This is a genomic window from Actinoplanes cyaneus, assembly GCF_016862095.1.
GTDB lineage: Bacteria > Actinomycetota > Actinomycetes > Mycobacteriales > Micromonosporaceae > Actinoplanes > Actinoplanes cyaneus.
This window is the reverse complement of record NZ_BOMH01000013.1, coordinates 160,075-179,628: the sequence shown is the minus strand read 5'-3', so window position 1 is coordinate 179,628 and position 19,554 is coordinate 160,075. Positions and strand designations below refer to the sequence as shown.

16 protein-coding genes are annotated in these 19,554 nt (G+C 70.1%); 7 read left to right on the top strand and 9 right to left on the bottom strand.

Annotated elements, in window-relative coordinates; genetic code table 11:
* Window positions 1–36: 36 nt before the first annotated feature.
* The 8 genes from Acy02nite_RS08240 to Acy02nite_RS08205 all read right to left on the bottom strand — a co-directional run bounded on the left by Acy02nite_RS08240 (window position 37) and on the right by Acy02nite_RS08205 (window position 9,575).
* Window positions 37–1,110: a sensor histidine kinase gene (locus tag Acy02nite_RS08240; protein ID WP_203739225.1), complete on the bottom strand. Its 1,074-nt coding sequence runs from the start codon at window positions 1,108–1,110 to the stop codon at window positions 37–39.
* 66 nt (window positions 1,111–1,176) lie between these two features.
* Window positions 1,177–2,619, bottom strand: coding sequence for an ATPase domain-containing protein (locus Acy02nite_RS08235; RefSeq protein ID WP_264653359.1), 1,443 nt, complete (start codon window positions 2,617–2,619; stop codon window positions 1,177–1,179).
* 290 nt (window positions 2,620–2,909) lie between these two features.
* Window positions 2,910–3,956: an N-acetylglucosamine kinase gene (locus tag Acy02nite_RS08230; RefSeq protein ID WP_203739223.1), complete on the bottom strand. Its 1,047-nt coding sequence runs from the start codon at window positions 3,954–3,956 to the stop codon at window positions 2,910–2,912.
* Complete coding sequence (locus Acy02nite_RS08225) at window positions 3,953–5,209, bottom strand: family 4 glycosyl hydrolase (RefSeq protein ID WP_203739222.1); 1,257 nt, start codon at window positions 5,207–5,209, stop codon at window positions 3,953–3,955. Before Acy02nite_RS08225 ends, Acy02nite_RS08230 begins: the two co-directional genes overlap by 4 nt.
* Window positions 5,206–6,072 (bottom strand): carbohydrate ABC transporter permease, encoded by an 867-nt coding sequence (locus tag Acy02nite_RS08220; RefSeq protein WP_203739221.1) that lies wholly within the window; start codon window positions 6,070–6,072, stop codon window positions 5,206–5,208. The genes Acy02nite_RS08225 and Acy02nite_RS08220 overlap by 4 nt, the downstream gene beginning before the upstream one ends.
* On the bottom strand, window positions 6,069–6,995 hold the full coding sequence (locus Acy02nite_RS08215) for a carbohydrate ABC transporter permease (RefSeq protein WP_203739220.1): 927 nt from the start codon (window positions 6,993–6,995) through the stop codon (window positions 6,069–6,071). The genes Acy02nite_RS08220 and Acy02nite_RS08215 overlap by 4 nt, the downstream gene beginning before the upstream one ends.
* 3 nt (window positions 6,996–6,998) lie before the next feature.
* Window positions 6,999–8,315, bottom strand: a complete 1,317-nt coding sequence (locus Acy02nite_RS08210; RefSeq protein ID WP_203739219.1) for an ABC transporter substrate-binding protein — start codon at window positions 8,313–8,315, stop codon at window positions 6,999–7,001.
* A gap of 84 nt (window positions 8,316–8,399) precedes the next feature.
* Complete coding sequence (locus Acy02nite_RS08205; protein WP_203739218.1) at window positions 8,400–9,575, bottom strand: ROK family transcriptional regulator; 1,176 nt, start codon at window positions 9,573–9,575, stop codon at window positions 8,400–8,402.
* A gap of 177 nt (window positions 9,576–9,752) precedes the next feature.
* Between Acy02nite_RS08205 and Acy02nite_RS47150 the strand changes: the two genes are divergently transcribed.
* From Acy02nite_RS47150 to Acy02nite_RS08185, 4 genes are all read left to right on the top strand, one after another.
* Window positions 9,753–10,958 carry a chitosanase gene (locus Acy02nite_RS47150; RefSeq protein WP_203739217.1) on the top strand — a complete coding sequence of 402 codons (1,206 nt, stop codon included), beginning with the start codon at window positions 9,753–9,755 and terminating at the stop codon, window positions 10,956–10,958.
* 418 nt (window positions 10,959–11,376) lie between these two features.
* Window positions 11,377–13,005, top strand: a complete 1,629-nt coding sequence (locus Acy02nite_RS08195) for a glycosyltransferase family 2 protein (RefSeq protein WP_203739216.1) — start codon at window positions 11,377–11,379, stop codon at window positions 13,003–13,005.
* A gap of 75 nt (window positions 13,006–13,080) precedes the next feature.
* Complete coding sequence (locus Acy02nite_RS08190; protein ID WP_203739215.1) at window positions 13,081–13,875, top strand: HlyD family secretion protein; 795 nt, start codon at window positions 13,081–13,083, stop codon at window positions 13,873–13,875.
* Window positions 13,872–15,992 (top strand): glycosyl hydrolase, encoded by a 2,121-nt coding sequence (locus Acy02nite_RS08185; RefSeq protein ID WP_203739214.1) that lies wholly within the window; start codon window positions 13,872–13,874, stop codon window positions 15,990–15,992. Before Acy02nite_RS08190 ends, Acy02nite_RS08185 begins: the two co-directional genes overlap by 4 nt.
* 88 nt (window positions 15,993–16,080) lie before the next feature.
* Here the strand turns inward: Acy02nite_RS08185 and Acy02nite_RS08180 are convergent, their stop codons facing one another.
* Window positions 16,081–16,461: a winged helix-turn-helix transcriptional regulator gene (locus tag Acy02nite_RS08180; RefSeq protein ID WP_239174444.1), complete on the bottom strand. Its 381-nt coding sequence runs from the start codon at window positions 16,459–16,461 to the stop codon at window positions 16,081–16,083.
* 94 nt (window positions 16,462–16,555) lie between these two features.
* On the opposite strand from Acy02nite_RS08180, the gene Acy02nite_RS08175 reads away from it, so the two are divergent.
* The 3 genes from Acy02nite_RS08175 to Acy02nite_RS08165 all read left to right on the top strand — a co-directional run bounded on the left by Acy02nite_RS08175 (window position 16,556) and on the right by Acy02nite_RS08165 (window position 19,476).
* Window positions 16,556–17,383: an NAD(P)H-binding protein gene (locus Acy02nite_RS08175; protein WP_203739212.1), complete on the top strand. Its 828-nt coding sequence runs from the start codon at window positions 16,556–16,558 to the stop codon at window positions 17,381–17,383.
* A gap of 165 nt (window positions 17,384–17,548) precedes the next feature.
* Window positions 17,549–17,938: a hypothetical protein gene (locus Acy02nite_RS08170; protein WP_203739211.1), complete on the top strand. Its 390-nt coding sequence runs from the start codon at window positions 17,549–17,551 to the stop codon at window positions 17,936–17,938.
* Window positions 17,939–18,045: 107 nt separating this feature from the next.
* Window positions 18,046–19,476: a GGDEF domain-containing protein gene (locus Acy02nite_RS08165; RefSeq protein ID WP_203739210.1), complete on the top strand. Its 1,431-nt coding sequence runs from the start codon at window positions 18,046–18,048 to the stop codon at window positions 19,474–19,476.
* Window positions 19,477–19,554 lie beyond the last annotated feature (78 nt).

Genomic DNA, 19,554 nt, shown 5'->3' with positions numbered 1-19,554 from the left:
ACCGCGCGGTATGCCCGCCCGGCACAACGACCGGGCTCACCGGTGAGGGGCCGCGTCCACCCGCGGCAGCACGAACGTGAAGGTGCTCCCCCGACCGACCCGGGACTCGACAGTGATCGCACCTCCCATGCGTTCCGCCAGCAACCGCGCATACGGCAGCCCCAGGCCGGTCCCGGCGGCGGTCGACCCGGGCAGCCGTTCGTACGGCTGGAAGATCCGTTCCATCTCGTCGGGGGCGATCCCGGGGCCGGTGTCGGCGACGTCCACCGCGATGCGTCCCGGTTGAACGTCCATGCGGACGTCTATGGCGCCGTTCTCGCGGTTGTACTTGATCGCGTTGGACAGCAGGTTGGTCAGGACGCGGTGCACATGAACCGGGTCGGCGCGCACCTGTGGCGCGGCGTCGGCAGGAAGGTTCACGGTGACGGTCAAGTTGCGGCGTTCGACGAGCGGGCGGACGGCCGAGACCGCGGCGTCGACCGCCTCCGCCGGATCCATCACGGTGGTGCGGTCGGGCAGGTGCCCTGATTCGGAGCGGCTCCGGTCGAGCAATTCGTTGACCAGGTCCAGCATGCGTTTGCCGCCCCTGGTGATGTGGTCCAGCAGTGCAGACTGCTCGGGATCGAGGTGCTCGGTGCGCATGAGATCGGCGGAGGCCAGGACCGCCTGCAAAGGCGTACACAACTCGTGGACGACATGGGCGGTGTGCAGCCGCGTCATGCGGCGTTCTTCCGCGGCCTGCCTCCGCCGGGCCGTCAAGCGGTTGATCCGGTCGAGCAACTCCCGCTGAGAGGCCGGCATCGTGACGACCTCGTCGGCCGCGATCAGGACGCTCTCCGGCAGGCCGGGGCGATCGGAGGCCCTGGTCAGCAGCATGATCGGGGGACCGGACCAGGAGCCGGTGTCAGCGGGCGCCGAGTCAGGAACGGGCCGGTCGGCCGCGGTACGCGCCTGCAGCAGCGAGCGAGGGTCGGCCAGCAACAGATCGACGGGGCAGTCCGCCAGCCCGGCGGTGTCCACCACCTCGACGTCGAAGTCGTTGTGGGTCAGCACCCGCTCGATGAGCTGCCGGTTACCCCCGGGCAGCATGAGCAGCCCGATGCGGCTCACCGCGGTCCTCCTCCACCGTCGACGGGATGCGATCCTGATCGGCAGCCGATCACAGCGATGACCGGATCACCGTGGCGGTGTATCGACCAGGGTCGGTGTGCCGTGAAGGATGCCGCGCATGTTCGTCAGAGCCGCTCCCACCTTCACGCCGTACCGGGTGATCTCGAACTCGCGCATGGTCTTCTCGAAGTCGCTCATCCGCTTCTTCAGCACACCGAGAACCTTGCGCAGTTCGCCGTGGATCTCGATGTAACGCAGGTAGACGATGTTGTCGGCCAGATAACTGATCGCATTGTCGGTGGCGCGGAAATCCCCGGTGATGTTGGTGGTCTCGTTGATGAGGATCGTCGTGACGCCCATGTTGCGCAGGTACTTGGCGACCGCGTGCAGGTACGTCTCGGGCTGGTCCTCGCGCATGCACATCCCGAATCCCGAAATGCTGTCGAGCATGACGAGGTGGGCATCGGCCTTTTCCACCTGATCGCGCACCATGCAGCCGAACTGGTCGGCGGTGTAGCGCAACGGCTCGATCTGCACCATGGAAAGAGTGCCGGTGGCCACCATGTTGGCCACGGGAATGTTGACCCGCTGCGCCCGATACGCGAGCACCTCGGCGTTCTCCTCGAAGGTGTACACCACCGAGCGCTCACCGCGTCCCGCTGCTTCCTTCATGAACTGCAGGCCCAGGGTGGTCTTTCCCACCCCGCTGGGCCCCGACATGATCGTGACGGTGCCACGTTCGATGCCCCCGCCCATCAACTCGTCGATCTCCGGAACGCCGGAGGACAGGGTCTCGGCGACGAACGGCTTACTGTGCTCCTGGGGTGTCAGCCGCGGATACACGTGCATTCCGTCGGCCTCGATGCTCACGCTGTGGCTGCCCGGCGCGAACGCCGAGCCACGCAACTTCGACACCATGACGGTACGTAACCCGGCGTTGTTGTCCATGTGGATCACGCCGTCGGACATGAATTGCATGTCCGCGTCCTGGTCGGCGTGCTGACTCTCCGAGGCGAACAGAACCGTCGCGCCCTGTGAGACGAGAAAGCGCAGCAGTGAGATCGCCTGCCGGCGGAAGTGCACCTTGTCGAGCGACAGATAGCGCAGCTGGGTCATCGCATCGAGGAAAACCCGCGCGGGCCGGATCTGCCTGACCGCTTCGATGATCGCCTGGGTCGTCGGTTCGAGCTCGACCTCGGCGGGATGGAAGACGTCGTAGGTCTGCCCTTCGGTGAACAACGTCGCCGACGGGGTCAGGTCGAGGAAAGTGATCCCCACCAGGTCGAGACCGATCGACGCGGCGTTGGCGCGCACCTCGGCCTCCGGTTCACCCTGGTTGATGAACAGCGTCGGCTCACCGGCGGCGACACCCTCCGCGAGAAAGTGCAAGCCCACCGTCGTCTTGCCACTGCCCGGTCCACCGCGCACCAGGTACGCCCGCTGGGCGAGCAAGCCGCCGCGGAGGACCTCGTCGAGTCCCCCGATGCCGGTCAGTAAGCGGCGGTCCACCACGAGCCACTCCCCACGGCAGGCGTTGATGCCCTTCCACCATGGCACATGACTGGACCGTTCTGAGGTGTTTTGCCCTGGTGCTGTCGAGTTCGACGGTCATGGGCAAGGGCGGCCGGCAAACTCACGAACGTCTGCGGGGCGCGGGCCCAGCGCGTCGACCACCTGGCGCAACGGCGAGAACAGCACCAGCAGGAGCACGACCGGCCATTGCTTGTCGACCGGCCACTGCTGGTACTCCGCGGGCATCGGCGCGGCCGGCGGCTCGGCGAAGGTCAGGTGGGTCAGCGTCAGCGCGCGGCCGCCGTCGGCCCCAGCTCGGCCGCCTCGGCGTCGTCGAGGTCGGCGAGGCCCGCCCGGTGGGCCCCGGCGATCGCGGCACGCAGGACGGGCTCGGCGCCGGGCACGGCGGCGAGGGTGTCCAGCGCCAGGAGGGCGGCGCCGGCGACGGGAGGGGCGTCCAGGACCGTGACAACGGCGTGGGGGGCCTGGTCCTGGACGCCCTGGACAATGCGGTTGTGCAGCTGGGGGTGCCGGGCCTGCAGGACGCCGCCGCCCAGGACCAGCGCGTGCGGGCGGGACAGCAGGTCCAGCCGGCCGGCGGCCGAGCGGTGCTGGGCCAGGATCTCCCGGGCCTGGCGGTCGACCAGGGCCGTCGCCACCGCGTCGCCCGAGGCGGCGATCGCGAACAGCACCGGGGTCAGTTCGGGGAGGCGGTCCATCGGGAGCTCCCGGCGGTGCAGGGCGATGCTGACCGCCTCCACCGTGGGCAGTCCGAAGTGGGCGGCGACCGCGGCGGACAACGCGGTCGGGCGGCCCCGGCCGTCCTCGCCCCGGGCGGCCTCGCGCAGGGCGTGTTCGGCCAGGTCGTGGCCACCACCCCAGTCGCCGGAGACCGGGCCCAGAGCGACGAACCTGGCGGTACGGCCGTCAGCCGCCCGCCCCACGCAGTTCGTGCCGGCGCCGCAGACGACGGTGACCGCGTCCGGCATCGACGTGCCGGTCCGGAGCAGGGCGAAGCAGTCGTTGTCGACCTGGGTGCGGCGGGCCCAGCCGCGCGCCGTGATCGCCTCGTGCAGGGCGGTGACCTCGTCGGGCAGGTCCGCCCCGGCCAGGTACGCCGCGATCACCTCGACCGGCGTGCCCAGTGGCAGCCCGGCCTGGGCGCGGGCGGCGTCGACCAGGCCGCCGAGCACCGTGACGGCGCCGGCCAGCCCGAGGTTGTGCGGCGAGGTGGTGCCCCCGCGGACGAACGCGAGCACCGCTCCGGACGCGTCGCCGAGCACGACGTCGGTCTTCGAGTTGCCCCCGTCGACCGCCAGGAACAGGGCGGTCATCGAGCCCACGCGAGGTGGTCGCGGCCGGCGGCGATGAGCTTGTCGGCGAGCGGGCCGGCCAGCTCGTGCTGACCGATCAGCGGGTGGGCGAGCAGCGCGCGGTAGACGCGGTCACGGCCGCCACGCAGCGCGGCGTCGAGCGCCAGTTCCTCGTACCCCCAGGTGTGGGTGATGAGACCGGCCAGGTCGGGCGGCAGGGGGGTGACCGGCAGCGGAGCTGGGCCGTCGTGGCCGGCCCGGGCCGAGACCTCGATGACCGCCTCCGCGGGGAGGAACGGCAGGATGCCGTTGTTGCGGACGTTGACCGAGTGGACGGCGTCGTCGTCGAGGCCGGCGAGGGAGGCGATCAGGCCGACCGCGGCCTCCGAGTAGTAGGCGCCGCCGCGCTCGCCGAGCAGGGCCGGCTTCTCGACGAGGGTGACGTCGCGGTACATGTCGAGGAGGGTGGCCTCGATCTCGGCCACGCGCTGTCCCCGGGTCGGGGCGCCGAGCGACTCCCGCACGTGCCGATCATGTGCGTAGAAGTACGACAAGTAGTAAGAAGGGACCGCGCCGAGCATCGAGATGATCGGCTCTGCGATGTCCACCTCGCCGGAGATCTCGGACACGTGTGTCCCGAGGAGTTCCGGCAATCGATCGACACCGTCGACGTAGGCCGCCCGCTCCCACGTCAGGTGGTTCAGCCCGACGTGTTCGAGGACGACCGAGGACGGGTCGACGCCGAGGTGACCGGCGAACCGGCGCTGGAAGCCGATCGCCACGTTGCACAGCCCGACCGCCCGGTGACCGGCGTCGAGCAGCGCCCGCGTCACGATCCCCACCGGGTTGGTGAAGTCCACGATCCACGCCCCCGGCCTGGCCCGCTTCCGCACCCGCTCGGCGACGTCGAGGATCACCGGCACGGTCCGCAGCGCCTTGGCCAGTCCCCCGGCGCCGGTCGTCTCCTGCCCCACGCATCCGCATTCGAGCGGGAACGTCTCGTCGGTGATCCGCGCCCGCTGACCGCCCACGCGCAGCTGGATCACCACGGCGTCGGCGTCGGTGACCCCGGCGTCCAGGTCGGTCGTCCAGGAGATCTTCCCCGGATGCCCGTACGCCGTGAGGATCCTCGCCGCGAAGGCGCCCACGATGTCGAGTCGTTCCGCCGCCGGGTCGATCAGGACCAGTTCGGAGACCATCGAGCCGAGCCGGGCGAACCCGTCCACGAGCTCCGGGGTGTAGGTGGATCCGCCACCGATGACCGCGATTTTCAACCCTTGAATCCTGTCAGCGTGATGCCCTGCACGAACGCGCGCTGGGCGAAGAAGAAGATGATGATGAGCGGGGCCATGGCCAACACCGTCGCGGCCGTGACCAGGTTCCAGTCGACGTGGTGGACGGTCCGGAACGAGGCCAGGCCGAGCGTCAGCGTCCACGAGCTCTCGTTCTCGCTGGTGTAGAGCAGAGGCCCGTAGTAGTCGTTCCAGCAGAAGAAGAACTGGAACAGGCCGGCCGCCGCGATGCCGGGGCGGGCCATCGGCAGCACGACCCGCAGCAGCGTGCGCCATTCGCCGCAGCCGTCGACGCGGGCCGCGTCCAGGTACTCGGTGGGGATGGTGAGCAGGAACTGACGCAGCAGGAAGATGCAGAACGCGTCACCGAACAGCGCCGGGAGGATCAGCGGCCAGAGCGAGCCGGTCAGGCCGTACCGGGCCCACATCAGGTACAGCGGGACGGTCACCACCTGCGGCGGGAGCATCATCACGCAGATCACGACGAGGAAGAGCACGTTGCGGCCACGGAATCTGAGCTTCGCCAGCGCGTACGCCGCGGGGACGCTCGACGCGATCGTGAGCACCGTGGCGGTCCCGGCGTAGAGCACCGTGTTGAGCAGGTAGTGCGGCAGCGGCGTCGTCTGGAAGACCCGCAGGTAGTTCTCCGGGTGCCAGGTGTTCGGCCAGTAGTCGCTGGTCAGCGCCTGATCACTGGTCATCAGCGAGAGCAGGACGAGGTAGGCGACCGGGGTGATGAACATGACCGACAACGCGATCGCGATGCTGTGCCGGGCGACCCAGGCGAGCCGGATCTGCCGGCGCTCCCGGGTCGCGACGCGCGGCCGGTCCAGGACCATGGTCATGCTTCCTCCCCGGAGAACGCCTTCGCCCGGCGCAGCAGGATGACGGTGACCGCGAGCGCGACCACGAAGAGCGCGATGGCCAGGGCGTTCGCGTAGCCGAGCGCGTTGTACCGGAAGCCCGCGGTGTAGAGCCACAGTGGATAGGTGAAGGTGGACCCCTCCGGGTAGCCGAAGGACTGGGAGATCCCGGCGCCGACGGTGGCCTGCCCGCTGGCGATCGAGCCGGCCACCGCCGCCTGGTCGAAGTACTGCAGCGTGTAGATCACGCCGGTGACCGCCGCGAACAGGATCACCGGGCGGATCGACGGCAGGGTGATCGACCGGAACTTGTGCCAGGCGTTCGCGCCGTCCAGCGACGCGGCCTCGTAGAGGCTCTCCGGGACACCCAGCACCGCCGCCAGGAAGATGATCATCAGGTCGCCGACGGCCCAGAGACCGAGCAGGACCAGCGACGGCTTCGCCCATACCGGAGAGTTGAACCAGAGCGGGCCGTCGATGCCGATCTTCTCCAGCAGGTGGTTGACCGGGCCGGTGCCCGGCTTGAGCAGGTAGACGAAGGCGATGGTGGCCGCGACCGACGGGACCAGCGAGGGCAGGTAGAGGATCGTCCGGAAGAAGCCGGCGCCCCGCTTGAGCTGGGCGAGCAGCATGGCCAGCCCGATCGCGAAGATGATCCGGACCGGGACGAAGACCACCACCATCCACAGGGTGTTGCGGATCGACTGGAGCAGGAACGGGTCGTCCGCCATCTGCCGGTAGTTGCTCAGCCCCACCCACTGCGGCACCGAGAGCAGGTCGAACTTCGTGAAGGAGAAGTAGACCGCCGAGAACAGGGGGTAGAGGAAGAACACCGCGATGCCGATCAGCGCGGGCGCCAGGAAGGAGAACGTGGTGAGGCCCCGGCGGAGCCGAACGCCGTCCATGGGTCAGCCGCCCAGCGTCATGACGCTGTTGATCTGCTTGTCCGCGTCGGCCAGACCGGCGTTCAGGTCGGTGACCTTGCCGGACTGGTACTTGATCAGGAACTGCTGGAACGTCTCCTGGTAGGCCGGCCCGGACGCGGTCGGCGGCGAGGTCAGCGAGTTCGGGCTGGTGAAGATGTCGATGAACGCCTTGAAGTCCGGGTCCGCACTCAGTGCCGGGTCGGTGATCGCCTTGGTGGTGGTCGGCACGTTCTTGATCAGCCCGGCGAGCTTGGCCACCGCCGCGTCGTCGGTGGTCAGGTACTTGATCAGCTCCCAGGCGGCCTCGGGGTTCTTGGCGTTCTTGGAGATGCCGACGATGTTGCCGGTCACGTAGCCGCCGCCGTAGCGGGCCGGGTCGCTGGTGGGCATGGGCGCCACGCCGTACTTGAGATCGGGGGCCTGGTCCTTGAGGAACGCGAGGCGGTACTCGGCGTCGATGTTGATCGCGACCTGGCCCTTCTGGAAGGCGTTGTCGGCGCTGAACTCGTCGCCGAGACTCGCCTTGAACTTGGTCAGGTTGTCGTATCCGTACCAGTCGACCAGCTCTTTCTGCCAGGCGAGCAGCGTCTTCCAGCCGGGGTCGGTGCCGACCGCGCTCTTGCCGTCCCCGGTGAGCCACTTCGCGCCGGTGGCCGGCGCCAGGTGCGCGGCCGCGTTCTCGTAGAAGTCGAAGAGCGGCAGGAACCCGACCTGCTTCAGCGATCCGTCGGCGTTCTTGACGGTCAGCTTCTTGGCGTCCGCGGTGAGTTCGTCGAGGGTCTTCGGCGGCCCGGCGATGCCGGCCTTGGCGAACAGGTCCTTGTTGTAGAACATGCCGTACGCGTCCGCGAGGAACGGCATCGCGCAGCGCTTGCCCTGGAATTCGGTGTACGACCGGGTGGTGGCATTCAGCTGGTTCAGGTCCACCTTGTCCCGGTCGAGGTACGGCTTCAGGTCCACCCACGCGCCGGACGAGCAGAACTTGCCGACGATGTCGGTGGAGTAGGAGAGCCCGACGTCCGGCCCGGTCCCGGCGCCGATCGCCTGGGTCACCTTCGAGTCGTCCTGTCCGGACTTGACGGTCACCTTGATGTTCGGGTGGCTCGTCTGGAAGTCCTTGACCACCTGGTCGATGGCGTCGGCCTCACGTTCGGTGAAGAAGTGCCAGAGCTCGACGGTCCCGGAGACCTGCGTACCGGGGTCGGCGATCTTGTTGTCCTTGGGGGCGGGCGTGCAGGCGGTCGTGAGCAGAACGGTGGCGGTCAGGGCGAAAAGGGCATGAGGTAGCCGTTTGTTCACTGTGGGCCTCTCAAATGTGTGCAGCCGTAACGAGTGGCTTGTCCGGTGGTGCGTTCTCCGGCGGTACTGCCCGGCGGCCGCTTCTCAGCTGTCGCGGATGGCGGTGATCAATGCTTCACGGACCGCGGCGAGGCCGGCGTCGAGCGCACCGAGCAGCACCGCGTCGTCGTCGATGGAGGTCATGGCGAACGTGCATTCCAGCGGGGCCGCGTGCTGGAAGGCGGTGTTCACCGCGGTGAGCAGTGCGTCTCCGCCGGCCTGCGCGGTCGGCCCGGCGAGCACCACGAGGTAGGGGTCGAGCACGGCGACGACCGCGGCGAGCGCGACCACGATCCGGTCGGCCAGGGTGGCGAGGAACGGGGTATTCTCGCCGGCCACGGCCGCCGCCACGATGTCGGCGGGGGTGCCGCCGGCGATGCCGTGATCCTGGGCCAGTTCCTTGATCGCGCCGCCGCCGAAGAGGTCCTGCAGGTCGACCTTGCGATGCGTGGAGTCCGGTGCGTAGAGCGGCATGTAACCGATCTCGCCGGCGCTGCCCCGGGTACCGCGCAGCAGCGTGCCGTTGATGTCGATGGCCAGGCCGAGGCCGTCCTGGCCGAGCCAGAGCAGCGCGAAGTTCTCGGCGTCGCCGGCGGCGCCACGGTTGCGCTCGGCGGCCGCGGCCAGGTTGACGTCGTTGTCGACGCCGATCTCGGTGCCGAGCGCGGCGGCGATCCCCGGGATCAGCCCGGGGCGGCCGAAGCCGGGGACGTCGACCAGGCGGATGGTCTCGGTCTTCGGGTCGTAGGAGCCGGGCACGCTGAGCTGCACGTGCCGGATCCGGTCGGCCGGGACGCCGGCCCGCTCGTGCAACTCGGCGAACACGTCGGCCACGGCCGTGGCCGGGTCGGTGGTGAGGAAGTCGGTCCGGGACTCGAACCGGGCCCGGACCGCGCCGGTCAGGTCGCCGAGGGCGGCCGCGATCGACGGCGTTCCGCTGGTGCCGATGTCACGCACGGAGATCGCCGCCGCGTACGCCGCATCGGGGTTGGCGTTGTAGATCTCCGCGTTCGGTCCCGGCCGGCCGCTGGCGTGGCCGACGACGTGGACCAGCCCGGCCTCGGTGAGCCGCCGCAGCACCTCGGAGATCGTCGGCGTCGACAGCGCGGTGAGCTTGCGGAGATCGGTGCGCGTGAGCATGCCCGGGTCGAGCAGATGACCGAGCGCCGCGCTCTCGTTCATGGCGCGGAGCAGCTTGGACGAGCCGGCCAGACGCGTCATCGGTGCTCCCGGGTGATTGGCAAAGTGTTTAACAGTTGGCCCATCCTCAGACTCCCGTCGATCCGTGTCAAGAGTCGAATCTTCATTATCGACCAGGATTGATAAAGCAACTTAACAGTCGTAGAGTCCGTCCCCAACGCGCGCGCCACCCCCTCTCCCCCTCCCCCGAGGAGCGCCATGAATCGCGTAAGGACAGTCGTCTACACCACGTTGGGCCTGGTCATACCGGGTGCGACCCTGATCTACGGACTGCTGCCGGCCAGTGCCGCGGCCGCCGGGCCGATCACCGGGCTGGGCGGCAAATGCATCGACGTCGCTGCCGCCTCCACCGCCAACGGCACGGCGATCCAGTTGTACGACTGCAACGGCAGCGCCGCCCAGCAGTGGACCACCGGCAACGCCGACCAGACCATCCGGGCGCTCGGCAAGTGCCTGGACGTCACCGCCGCGGCCACCACGAACGGCGCCAAGATCCAGCTGTACGACTGCAACGCCGGCAGCGCACAGAAGTGGACCTTCACCAACGGGACGCTGGTCAACAGCGGCTCCGGCAAGTGTCTCGACGTCACCGACAAGAGCACCGCGAACGGCGCCCGCCTGCAGATCTGGACCTGTGCCGGCGGGGCGAACCAGACCTGGACGCTGCCCGGCGGCACCTCCACGCCGACCAGCAGTGCTCCGTCCGGGAAGAACCTCGACAACCCGGCGAAGAAGGACGTCGCCATGCAGATCGTCTCGGCGGCCGAGAACTCGTCGCTGGACTGGCGGTCGCAGTTCTCCTACATCGAGGACATCCACGACGGGCGCGGCTACACGGCCGGGATCATCGGCTTCTGCTCCGGGACCGGGGACATGCTGGAGCTCGTCGAGGCCTACACCGCCACCAAACCGTCGAACGTGCTGGCCAAGTACCTGCCGGCGCTGCGCAACGTCAACGGGACCGAGTCGCACTCCGGGCTCGACCCGAACTTCACCAGGGACTGGAAGACCGCGGCGGCCGACCCGGTGTTCCAGGCCGCGCAGGAGGCCGAACGGGACCGGGTGTACTTCAACCCGTCCGTCCGGGACGGCAAGGCCGACGGGGTGCGGGCGCTCGGGCAGTTCGCGTACTACGACGCCTCGGTCGTGCACGGTTACGAGGGCATGCGCTCGATCCGCAGCCGCGCGCTCGCCAAGGCCAAGCCGCCGTCCCAGGGGGGCGACGAGCGGGCCTGGCTCAACGCGTTCCTGGACGAGCGGGTCGTGGAGATGAAGAAGGAGGAGGCGCACTCGGACGTGACCCGCATCGACACGGCCCAGCGGGTGTTCCTGAACAACGGCAACTTCGACCTGAACACGCCGCTGGACTTCAAGGTCTACGGCGACTCCTACCACATCGGCTGACCCGACGGGGCCGCCCGGGTCCACGGGGGATCCGGGCGGCCCCGCTCCCACGGGAACTCCTTTCGCAGTTTCCCGCAGAACACGTCATCATTTCCTCGCCGTTTCCGGTGCGATCACCATTGCGCTCAAGTCTCCGGACCCCCACTGTAACCTCGCTCACTGATCAACTTCTCGATTCGCCGACAGCCGCTCAACAATTACTTTTTATTAACGTACGGCCATGACGACCTGCAGCTCAGAGCGATCCCCGAATCGATCAATGAAGTCAGGGCGAAAACCGCAACGAACCATCTACAATTCAGAAACATCGGCCACAAATTAAATAGCTCGCCAGCACTCGCGCATTCTCGGCTTTTCCTGTTCCGTGGAGGACGGCGCCGAATCCACGGCGCTGAATGCCGAAGTTCTGGGAGCACTCATGACGGCACCGCCCCTACCTCCGGGCAGGCCCGATGCGCGCCTCGCCTGGCGGCCGCTGCAGCGCTCGACGCGGGTCGCGATCATCGCGGCGCTCGCCGCGACCGTCTTCTACCAGCTGTTCCTGCTCAACCCGGCGTACCGCGGGCCGGGCTGGCTCTGGATCGCCATGCTGGCCGCCGAGGGCCTGACCGCCCTGCACCTGGTCGGCACCTGGTGGACCATCCTGGCCCACGACGACCGGCCGGAGCCCGTGGACGCCACTGTCTGGCGCAACCGGCTGCGGGCCGGCGGCGACGTCCCGTCCATCGACGTGTTCATCACCGCGTACGGCGAGGATCCCGCGCTGGTGCGGACCACGCTGCTCGCCGCCCGCGACATGGACCTGCCGCACGACACGTTCCTGCTCGACGACGGGGACAGCGACGAGCTGCGCCGGCTGGCCGAGGAAGCCGGGATCGGTTACCTCCGGCGGCCGGGCGGCGCCCACGCCAAGGCCGGCAACGTCAACGCGGGGCTGGCCCGCACCGACGGCGAGTTCGTCGTCATCTTCGACGCCGACCACGTGCCCGAGCCGAACTTCCTGCTCAGCATCCTGCCGCACTTCCAGGACCCGGACGTGGCGTTCGTGCAGTCCCCGCAGTCGTACACCAACAACGTCAACCTGGTCGCCACCGGCTCGGGCGAGGCCCAGCGGATCTTCTACGAGCTCGTCTGCCCCGGTAAGAACCACTTCAACGCCGCGTTCTGTGTCGGCACGAACGTGATGTTCCGGCGGACGGCTCTCGACAGCATCGGCGGCATCTGGACCGGCAGCAACTCCGAGGACATCTGGACCTCGATCGAGCTGCACAAACGGGGCTGGAAGTCGATCTACGTACCGCAGGTCCTGGCGCGCGGGCTGGCGCCCGAGGACGTCCCGTCGTACCTCAAGCAGCAGTTGCGGTGGGCCGGCGGCGGCTTCGAGGTGCTGCTGCGCGGCCGGCTGTTCCGGCGTGGCAGCGGGCTGACCATCGACCAGCGACTGCAGTACCTGTTCTGCGGCACGCACTACCTGCTGTCCCTGGCGATGCTGACGTTCATGCTGTTCCCGGCGCTGTACCTGCTCTTCGCGCTGAGCCCGATCCGCGCCGACGGGTTCGCCTGGGCCACCCACTACCTGCCGTTCCAGGCCGCCGTGCTGCTGGTCACCTGGCTGCAATCGGGCGGGTTCAAGCTGTCCGCGATCGTGGCCAGCATCGGCGCGGTCCCGGTGCACCTGCGCGCGCTCGGTGGCGTGCTGATCGGCCGTCCGTCCGTCTGGAAGGCCACCAACGCCGGTGGCAGCGGCGCCCGGTCACTGTGGGCGGTCATGCCCCTGGTCGCCCTGCTGCTGCTGAACGCCACCGCCATCGCCGTCGGCATCCTCGTGATGGCCGACCCGGCGCCGACCTGGCTCTCCGTCGGCTGGGCCAGCATGATCGTGCTCATCCTGGGCCGGATGATCCTCGAATCGGTCACCGGTGGCCGCATCCGGCAACGGCCCGCCGCGCCGATCACGCGCGCGGTCACCCCGCGCCCGGCCGCGAGCCGGGAACTTCCGGCGGCGCCGGCCGGCTCCGAGCCGCAGCCGGTCCCGGCCGGCGCCTGACTCCTCCCCGGCCCGGCCACCGCGGGAAGACCGCCGCCGGCCGGCGCCACGACCTTCGCCGAGAAAGGCCTGACCATGAGCACCACGATCGAGACCAGCACCATGATCGAGAAGAGCACCACCGATCCCGACCTGAGCCTGGCCGGACCGGAGACTCCCGACCCCGCGCCGGTCACGCCCCGGCCGTCCCGATGGCGCAGTGGGCTGCGCGTCCTGCGTACCGTGATCGTGGTGGTGATCCTGGTGGCGGCAGCCGTCGCCGGTGGCGCCCACATCGTGCGCAAGCGGCTCGCCGAGCGGACGCTGCTGGACGCCGGCACCGCGGTGCTGACCGCCCAGCCGATCGTCGTGGGCTCGGCCGACGCCGCGGTGGTCAACCAGCTGCTGATCGGCGAGCGCGAGAGCGTGACCGCCGGCGCGGCCCTGGCCAGGGTCACCCGCACCACCGACGGCCGGGGAGCCAAGGTGCAGCAGCTGACCGCGCCCGCCGCCGGCATCGTCACCGTCATCAACGTCGCCCCGGGTCAGATCGCCCGCGCCGGGGAGCCGATCATCACGCTGTACGACCCGTCCAAGCTCACCTTCCGTGTCGACGTGCCCCTCGAGACGCTGCGCAAGCTGCGGCTGCGGATGACCGCCTACGTCTCCGGGCCCGGCCTGCCCGGCCGGATGGCCACCATCCTGGAACGGGTCGAGCCCAAGGTCGGCAGCGCCGGGCAGACCATCGTCCCCGACCTGCTCACGGTCGTGCTGCGCCCCGATCCGGCCGCGCTGGCGACGGTGCGCACCCTGGTCCCGGGACTGCAGTTCCGCGCTGTCGTGGACACCACCACGGCCGCGGGCGGCACCCCCGCGGTGAACAGCGCGTGAGCCGCCGGTCATGGGTCGCCGCCACGGCCGCGGCCCTCATCACGGTGACCGGCTGCTCCCCGGAGCCGGCCGGGCAGCAACCCGCCCCGGCCGACGCCGGCCCGGTCATGGAGGACACCTCGGCGGCGAAGACGGCCGTGCCCACGGTCACCGGCAAGGGCGGCATCGCCGGCGCCCTGCCGGCCGCCGCCCGGCCGACCCGGTCCCCGGCTCAGGCCGGCGACCTCACCGGCCAGGCCATCCCGACCAACCAGTGGTGGAGCTCGGCGCTGACCGGCCCGCGCACCCAGCCGATCTGGACGCATCCGCTCGCCGTGCGGGCCGCCGACGCGGGCGTGCAGATCAGCGGCGCGCCCGTCACGGGCTCGGCGAACGCCGTCGTCACCCCGTTCCTTCCCGCCCTGACCCTGAACACCGCGACCGGGGCAGTCCAGGTCGCCGGGTACGGCGCCTTCCACGTCGTCCTGCGGGTGGGCCTGGCCGGCGGCGGGTCCGTGGAGATCACCCTGGTACAGGGCAGCCCGGTGCTGTGGATGCGGTTCCAGGGCGCGGCACCGGCCCTGACCGGCGCCTTCCGCGACGTGGGGAGCTCGGCCACGCGCGCCCGGCTGGACATCGCGGGCGGCCGCTGGGACGTCATCGGCGACGGCCTGACCTTCGACGGTCCTTCCCTGGTCGGCTCGGGTGAGCGGCTGGCCGTCGCCCGGGTCCCGGACGGCGCGGACCAGGCGAGCTGGGAGCAGGCCGGCACCGGCGATCCGGTGGTGGCGACCACCGCGGCGATGACGTACGACGCCAAGGCCGGGACGGTCACCCAGACGCTCACCGCGCGCCGGGCCGGAGGCGGCACCGGCGTGTGGGCCCTGCTGCCGCACCAGCGGACCGGGCTGGTCGCCGGCCCCGCCGAGCTGGCCGGCTCCTACCCGGACGCCCGCGGCACGATGACCCTGGTCTCCGCCGGGACGGTGCGGGTCCGGGTGCCGATGCCGGGGCTGCTCACCGCCGTCCCGCAGGTGCCGCTGGACGCCGCGGCCGGCCGGGCGGTCCGCGACGCCCTGAACAAGGATCTGGCCGACCCGCCGGGTGCGGGCGGCAGCTACTTCGGGCTCAAGGAGCTCGGCCGGCTCGCCACCGTCGCCGAGGTGGCGGCCGCGGCCGGGGCGGACGACCAGCGCAAGCAGGCTCTCGACCGGTTACGGCCGCAACTCGTCGACTGGCTGACCTACACCGGGCCGGCCGACGGGCGCTACTTCGGCTACGACCCGACCTGGGGCGGGCTCATCGCCGTGCCGGCCGAGTTCGGCTCCCAGGACTACAACGACCATCACTTCCAGTACGGCTACCTGGTCCGGGCCGCCGCCGTGCTCGCCGCTGCCGATCCGCAGTTCGGCCGTGACTACGGTGACGTGGTCGACCTGATCGTCCGGGACTACGCCGGGTCACTGGCGATCGGGCCGGCGAGCGGGCTGCCGCCGTTCCGGGCCTTCAACGCCTACCTCGGCAGTTCGGCCGCCTCCGGGTTCGCCCCCTTCGCCGACGGCAACAACCAGGAGTCGTCCAGCGAGGCGGTGGCGGCGTGGGAGGCGGTGGTCCGCTGGGGACTGGTCCGGGGCAACACCGACATGACGCGGTACGGCGTGACCCACTACGCGATGGAGGCCGCGACCGCGCGGATGTACTGGCTGGGCGCCGGACTGACCCGGCCGGCCGGCTACGCCCACACCACCGCCGGCATCGTCTGGGACGCCAAGCTCGACTTCGCGACGTGGTTCGACCCGAAGCCGGAGTCGATCATCGGCATCCAGCTGCTGCCACTGACCGCCGGCTCGTTCTACCGCGGACCGGCGCTGGACCGTCAGCGGGACCTGGGCCGCGACCCCCAGGTCTGGGGCGACCTGTTCGCCGCCGACCTGGCCCTGTCCGACCCGCAGGCCGCGCGCCGGCGGCTCGACGCGGGTGTCACCCGCGAGGACAGCACCAGCCGGGCGATGGTCCGTTACTGGGTGGAGGCGCTCGTCGTGCTCGGCCCGCCACAGCCCGGCGTCCCCGCGCCGGTGGGGTCGCTGACGTTCGGATCGGCCGAGAAGCCACGGGTGGTCCGCTCACCCACCGGGTGAGAGCGCGACCCGACCATCCGCCGGCGGCGGCCCCGCCGCATCGGCCGGCCTGACCGCGCCGCCCGGAACGACGAGGTTCCGGGCGGCGTCAGGGCCGGCGACCACCGGCGTGCTGCCGGGAGTCGTAACTCTCCCGGGCCCGCTCGACCTCCTTCAGGTTGCCCGACCACCCGGCGAGGGTCGCGAACAGTGGGGCCAGGCTGCGGCCCAGCTCGCTGATCTCATACTCCACGCGCGGCGGGACCTCCGGATGATAAGTACGCACGACGAGCCCGTCACGCTCCAGTTGCCGCAACCGCTGGGTGAGCACCTTGGGCGTGATCGTGCTGATCCGGCGTTCCAGTTCCACGAACCGATGCCGCCCGTATTCGTGGAGTGCCCAGAGGATCGGAGTGGTCCATCTACTGAAGACGAGATCGACCACCGGCGCGATCGGACAGGCCTGTTCCGGGGGAATGTCGTGCGTCACTATGAGCCCTCTCCCCAATACTTTCCTGTAGGTACCTACTATCACGGCGCTGTTAGCTTCGTCGAGCAAAAAGAACTCGACAAGGGGAGTGACCATGATCGTGGTGACCGGGGCGACCGGAAATGTGGGACGACCGCTGGTACGGGCGCTCGTCGCGGCCAGCGAGAAGGTGACAGCGGTGTCCCGGCGGATCACCGGGCGGGACGTCCCGGCGGGGGTGCCGTTCCGGCAGGCCGATCTGGCCGATGCACGAACACTGCCGCCGGTTCTCGACGGCGCCGACAAGCTTTTCGTGCTGACCTCGGGCGACTTCGTGTCGGCCGGTGGCGATGTCGGCGCCGTCCTCGATGCCGCACGGGCCGCCGGAATTCGCCGCATCGTCCTGCTCTCCTCGCAGGGCGTCGCGACCGGGAGCCATCCCGATGATCTGGAGAAGCCCGTCACGCGGTCGGACCTGGAATGGACACTGCTGCGTCCCAGCGGCTTCCACTCGAACACGCTGGCCTGGGCGGAATCGGTCCGGGCCGAGCGGATGATCGCCGCCCCGTTCGGCGACGTCGCCCTGCCGCCCGTCGACCCGGACGACATCGCCGCGGTGGCCGCCGCGGCACTCCTGGAGGACGGCCACGCCGGCAAGGCGTACGTGCTGACCGGGCCGGCCTTGATCTCACCCCGGCAGCAGGCTTCGGCAATCGCCGACGCCCTGGGCGAACCGGTGCGATTCGTCGAGCTGAGCCCGGCCGAGGCCCGGGCACGGATGCTGCGGTTCATGCCCGAGCCGGTGGTGGAGAGCACCCTGGCCATCCTCGGCACGCCGAAACCGGCCGAACGACAGGTGAGCCCCGACGTCGAGGCCGTTCTCGGCCGCCCGCCCCGCACGTTCGCCGCCTGGGCCGCACGCAACGCCGCGGCTTTCGAGTGAACACGGGGGCAGGGCCGAGCCGGCTCCTGATCGCCCGCGGGCCTGCCGGAGCCGATTGTTCATGGTCGAGACGCTTCTCCGTCAATCCGAATACTGATCAACTCCCCGGTGAGTGACGATCCTTTCGGCAGCAGCGTCCAGGCGGTGGGTGAAAGGTCGATATCGGTGCCGGAGTCGAATACCAGGCGGTTCAACCGGCTCCCCATTCTGATCGGCGCGGGCGTCCTCGCGTTCCTCGGATGCATCGGCGGTTTCATCTGGCTGATCTACACGTCGATAGGCGTCGATCACCTCAGCGATGAGGAGATCCGCGACGGCCGTCCCTGCACCGCGGCCGTGCTGTCGGTCCAGGACACCGGATCGATCATCAACGACAAGACGGTCTACGAGTTCGAGCTCCAGGTCCAGCCGTCGGACGGCGCCGGGTACGCAGCCACGATCCGAGACTCGCTGAACTCCGTCCAGGCCGGCCGCGTCGGTGCCGGCACCACCGAGTTCCAGTGCGTCATCGATCGGGACGACGCCTCCCGTGTCGAGGTCTTCTGGTCCGCCTGACGGCGTCGCGCGCTCGCCGGCCGACGCAGGTCCGAGCAGAAAATGATGTGACGCACGTCATTCGCCATTGCCCAGAGCAGCGCTGCAACCGTGCCGATACCAACGCCATGGCACCACGCAAGATATGGGCGTTCCTGGGCGCCGCCGCCGTCGCCGTCGCGGTCGCGACGGTGACCTACAACTCGACGTTCGGCAACGTCTTCTACCCACTTCTTTACGGCGCGCTCAGCGTCGTCGCCTGGCTGGCGGTGCGGCGGGTGCCACCGGGCGCCCAGCGACGGCCGTGGGTCCTGGTCGCCGTGACGCAGACGCTGTGGTTCACCGGCGACGCCGTCGAACTGGCCTACTACTACCTGTCCGAGATTCCGTCGGCCGGCGTCTCGGACGCCTGCTGGCTCGGCGGCTACGCGGTCCTCACCGTGGCGCTGATCATGATGGCCCGCCGTCGGGCGCCCGGCCGGCTGGGCGGCGCGGTGCTCGACGCGCTCACCCTGGCCGGCGCGGCCGCGCTGCTCAGCTGGCAGTTCCTGATCCAGCCGGCCCTGGGCGACGGTCTATCGATCGCCGACTCGGTGCTGCCCGCGTCGTACCCCGTGGCCGATGTGGTGCTGCTTGCCGCGCTGCTGTTCATCGCGCTGTCGCCGGGCACCCGAGGCACCCCGACCCGCCTGCTGTTCGCCGCGGTGGTCCTGTACCTGGCGATCGACCTGACCACCAACATCGGGCCGTACTTCCTTCCGCAGGACCTGGTGGCTCGCGACGGCGCGCTGATAATGCTGGGCAACGCGCTGCTCACCGCGGCCTGCCTGCACCCGCGCCGCGACGAACTGACCCGGCCCAGCGCTCAGGTGCGGGTCCTGCACCCGTCGCGGGTGCTGTTCCTCGGCGTGGCCTTCCTGACCGCGCCGGTGCTCACCGCGGTCGAGGACGGACTGGCGAAGAACGCGGTCGCCACCCTGATCGCCACCGGGGTCAGCACCGTCTTCGTCCTGACCCGGTTCACCCTGGCCGTACGCGAGCAGGAACGAGCCCAGGCGCAGCTGACCTATCAGGCGCGGCACGATCCGCTGACCGGGCTGGCCAACCGCTCGGTGCTCACCGACGAGATGGACCGCACCCTTCCGCGTGGCTCCGGCCCGGTCGCCGTTCTCTACCTGGACCTGGACGGGTTCAAGCAGGTCAACGACCTGTACGGGCACGAGGCCGGTGACCTGGTGCTGACCACCGTCGCACAGCGGCTGTCCGCCGCCGTGCGCGCCGGTGACCTGGTCGTCCGGCTCGGCGGCGACGAGTTCGTACTGTTCTGCCCGAACCTGCCGGCCGACCACGCGGTCCGGCTCGCCGACCGGATCGTCGGTGACCTCGCCGAGCCGATCCCGTTCCGGGGCGCGCTGCTGGAAGTCGGCACGAGCGTCGGCATCGCGGCCTACGGCGCCGGGGAGACCGCCGGGGAGCGGCAGGCACTGCGCGCCGCCGACGCGGCGATGTACGAGGCGAAGCGCAGCGGCCGGGGTCGCTGGGTGCTCGCCGGCGCTTGACCCTCCGGGCGATCGGCTGGCCCGGACGTGCAGCCGATCGCCCGGCCGCCGCAGGATGTCCGGTCCGGCCGGCGCAGC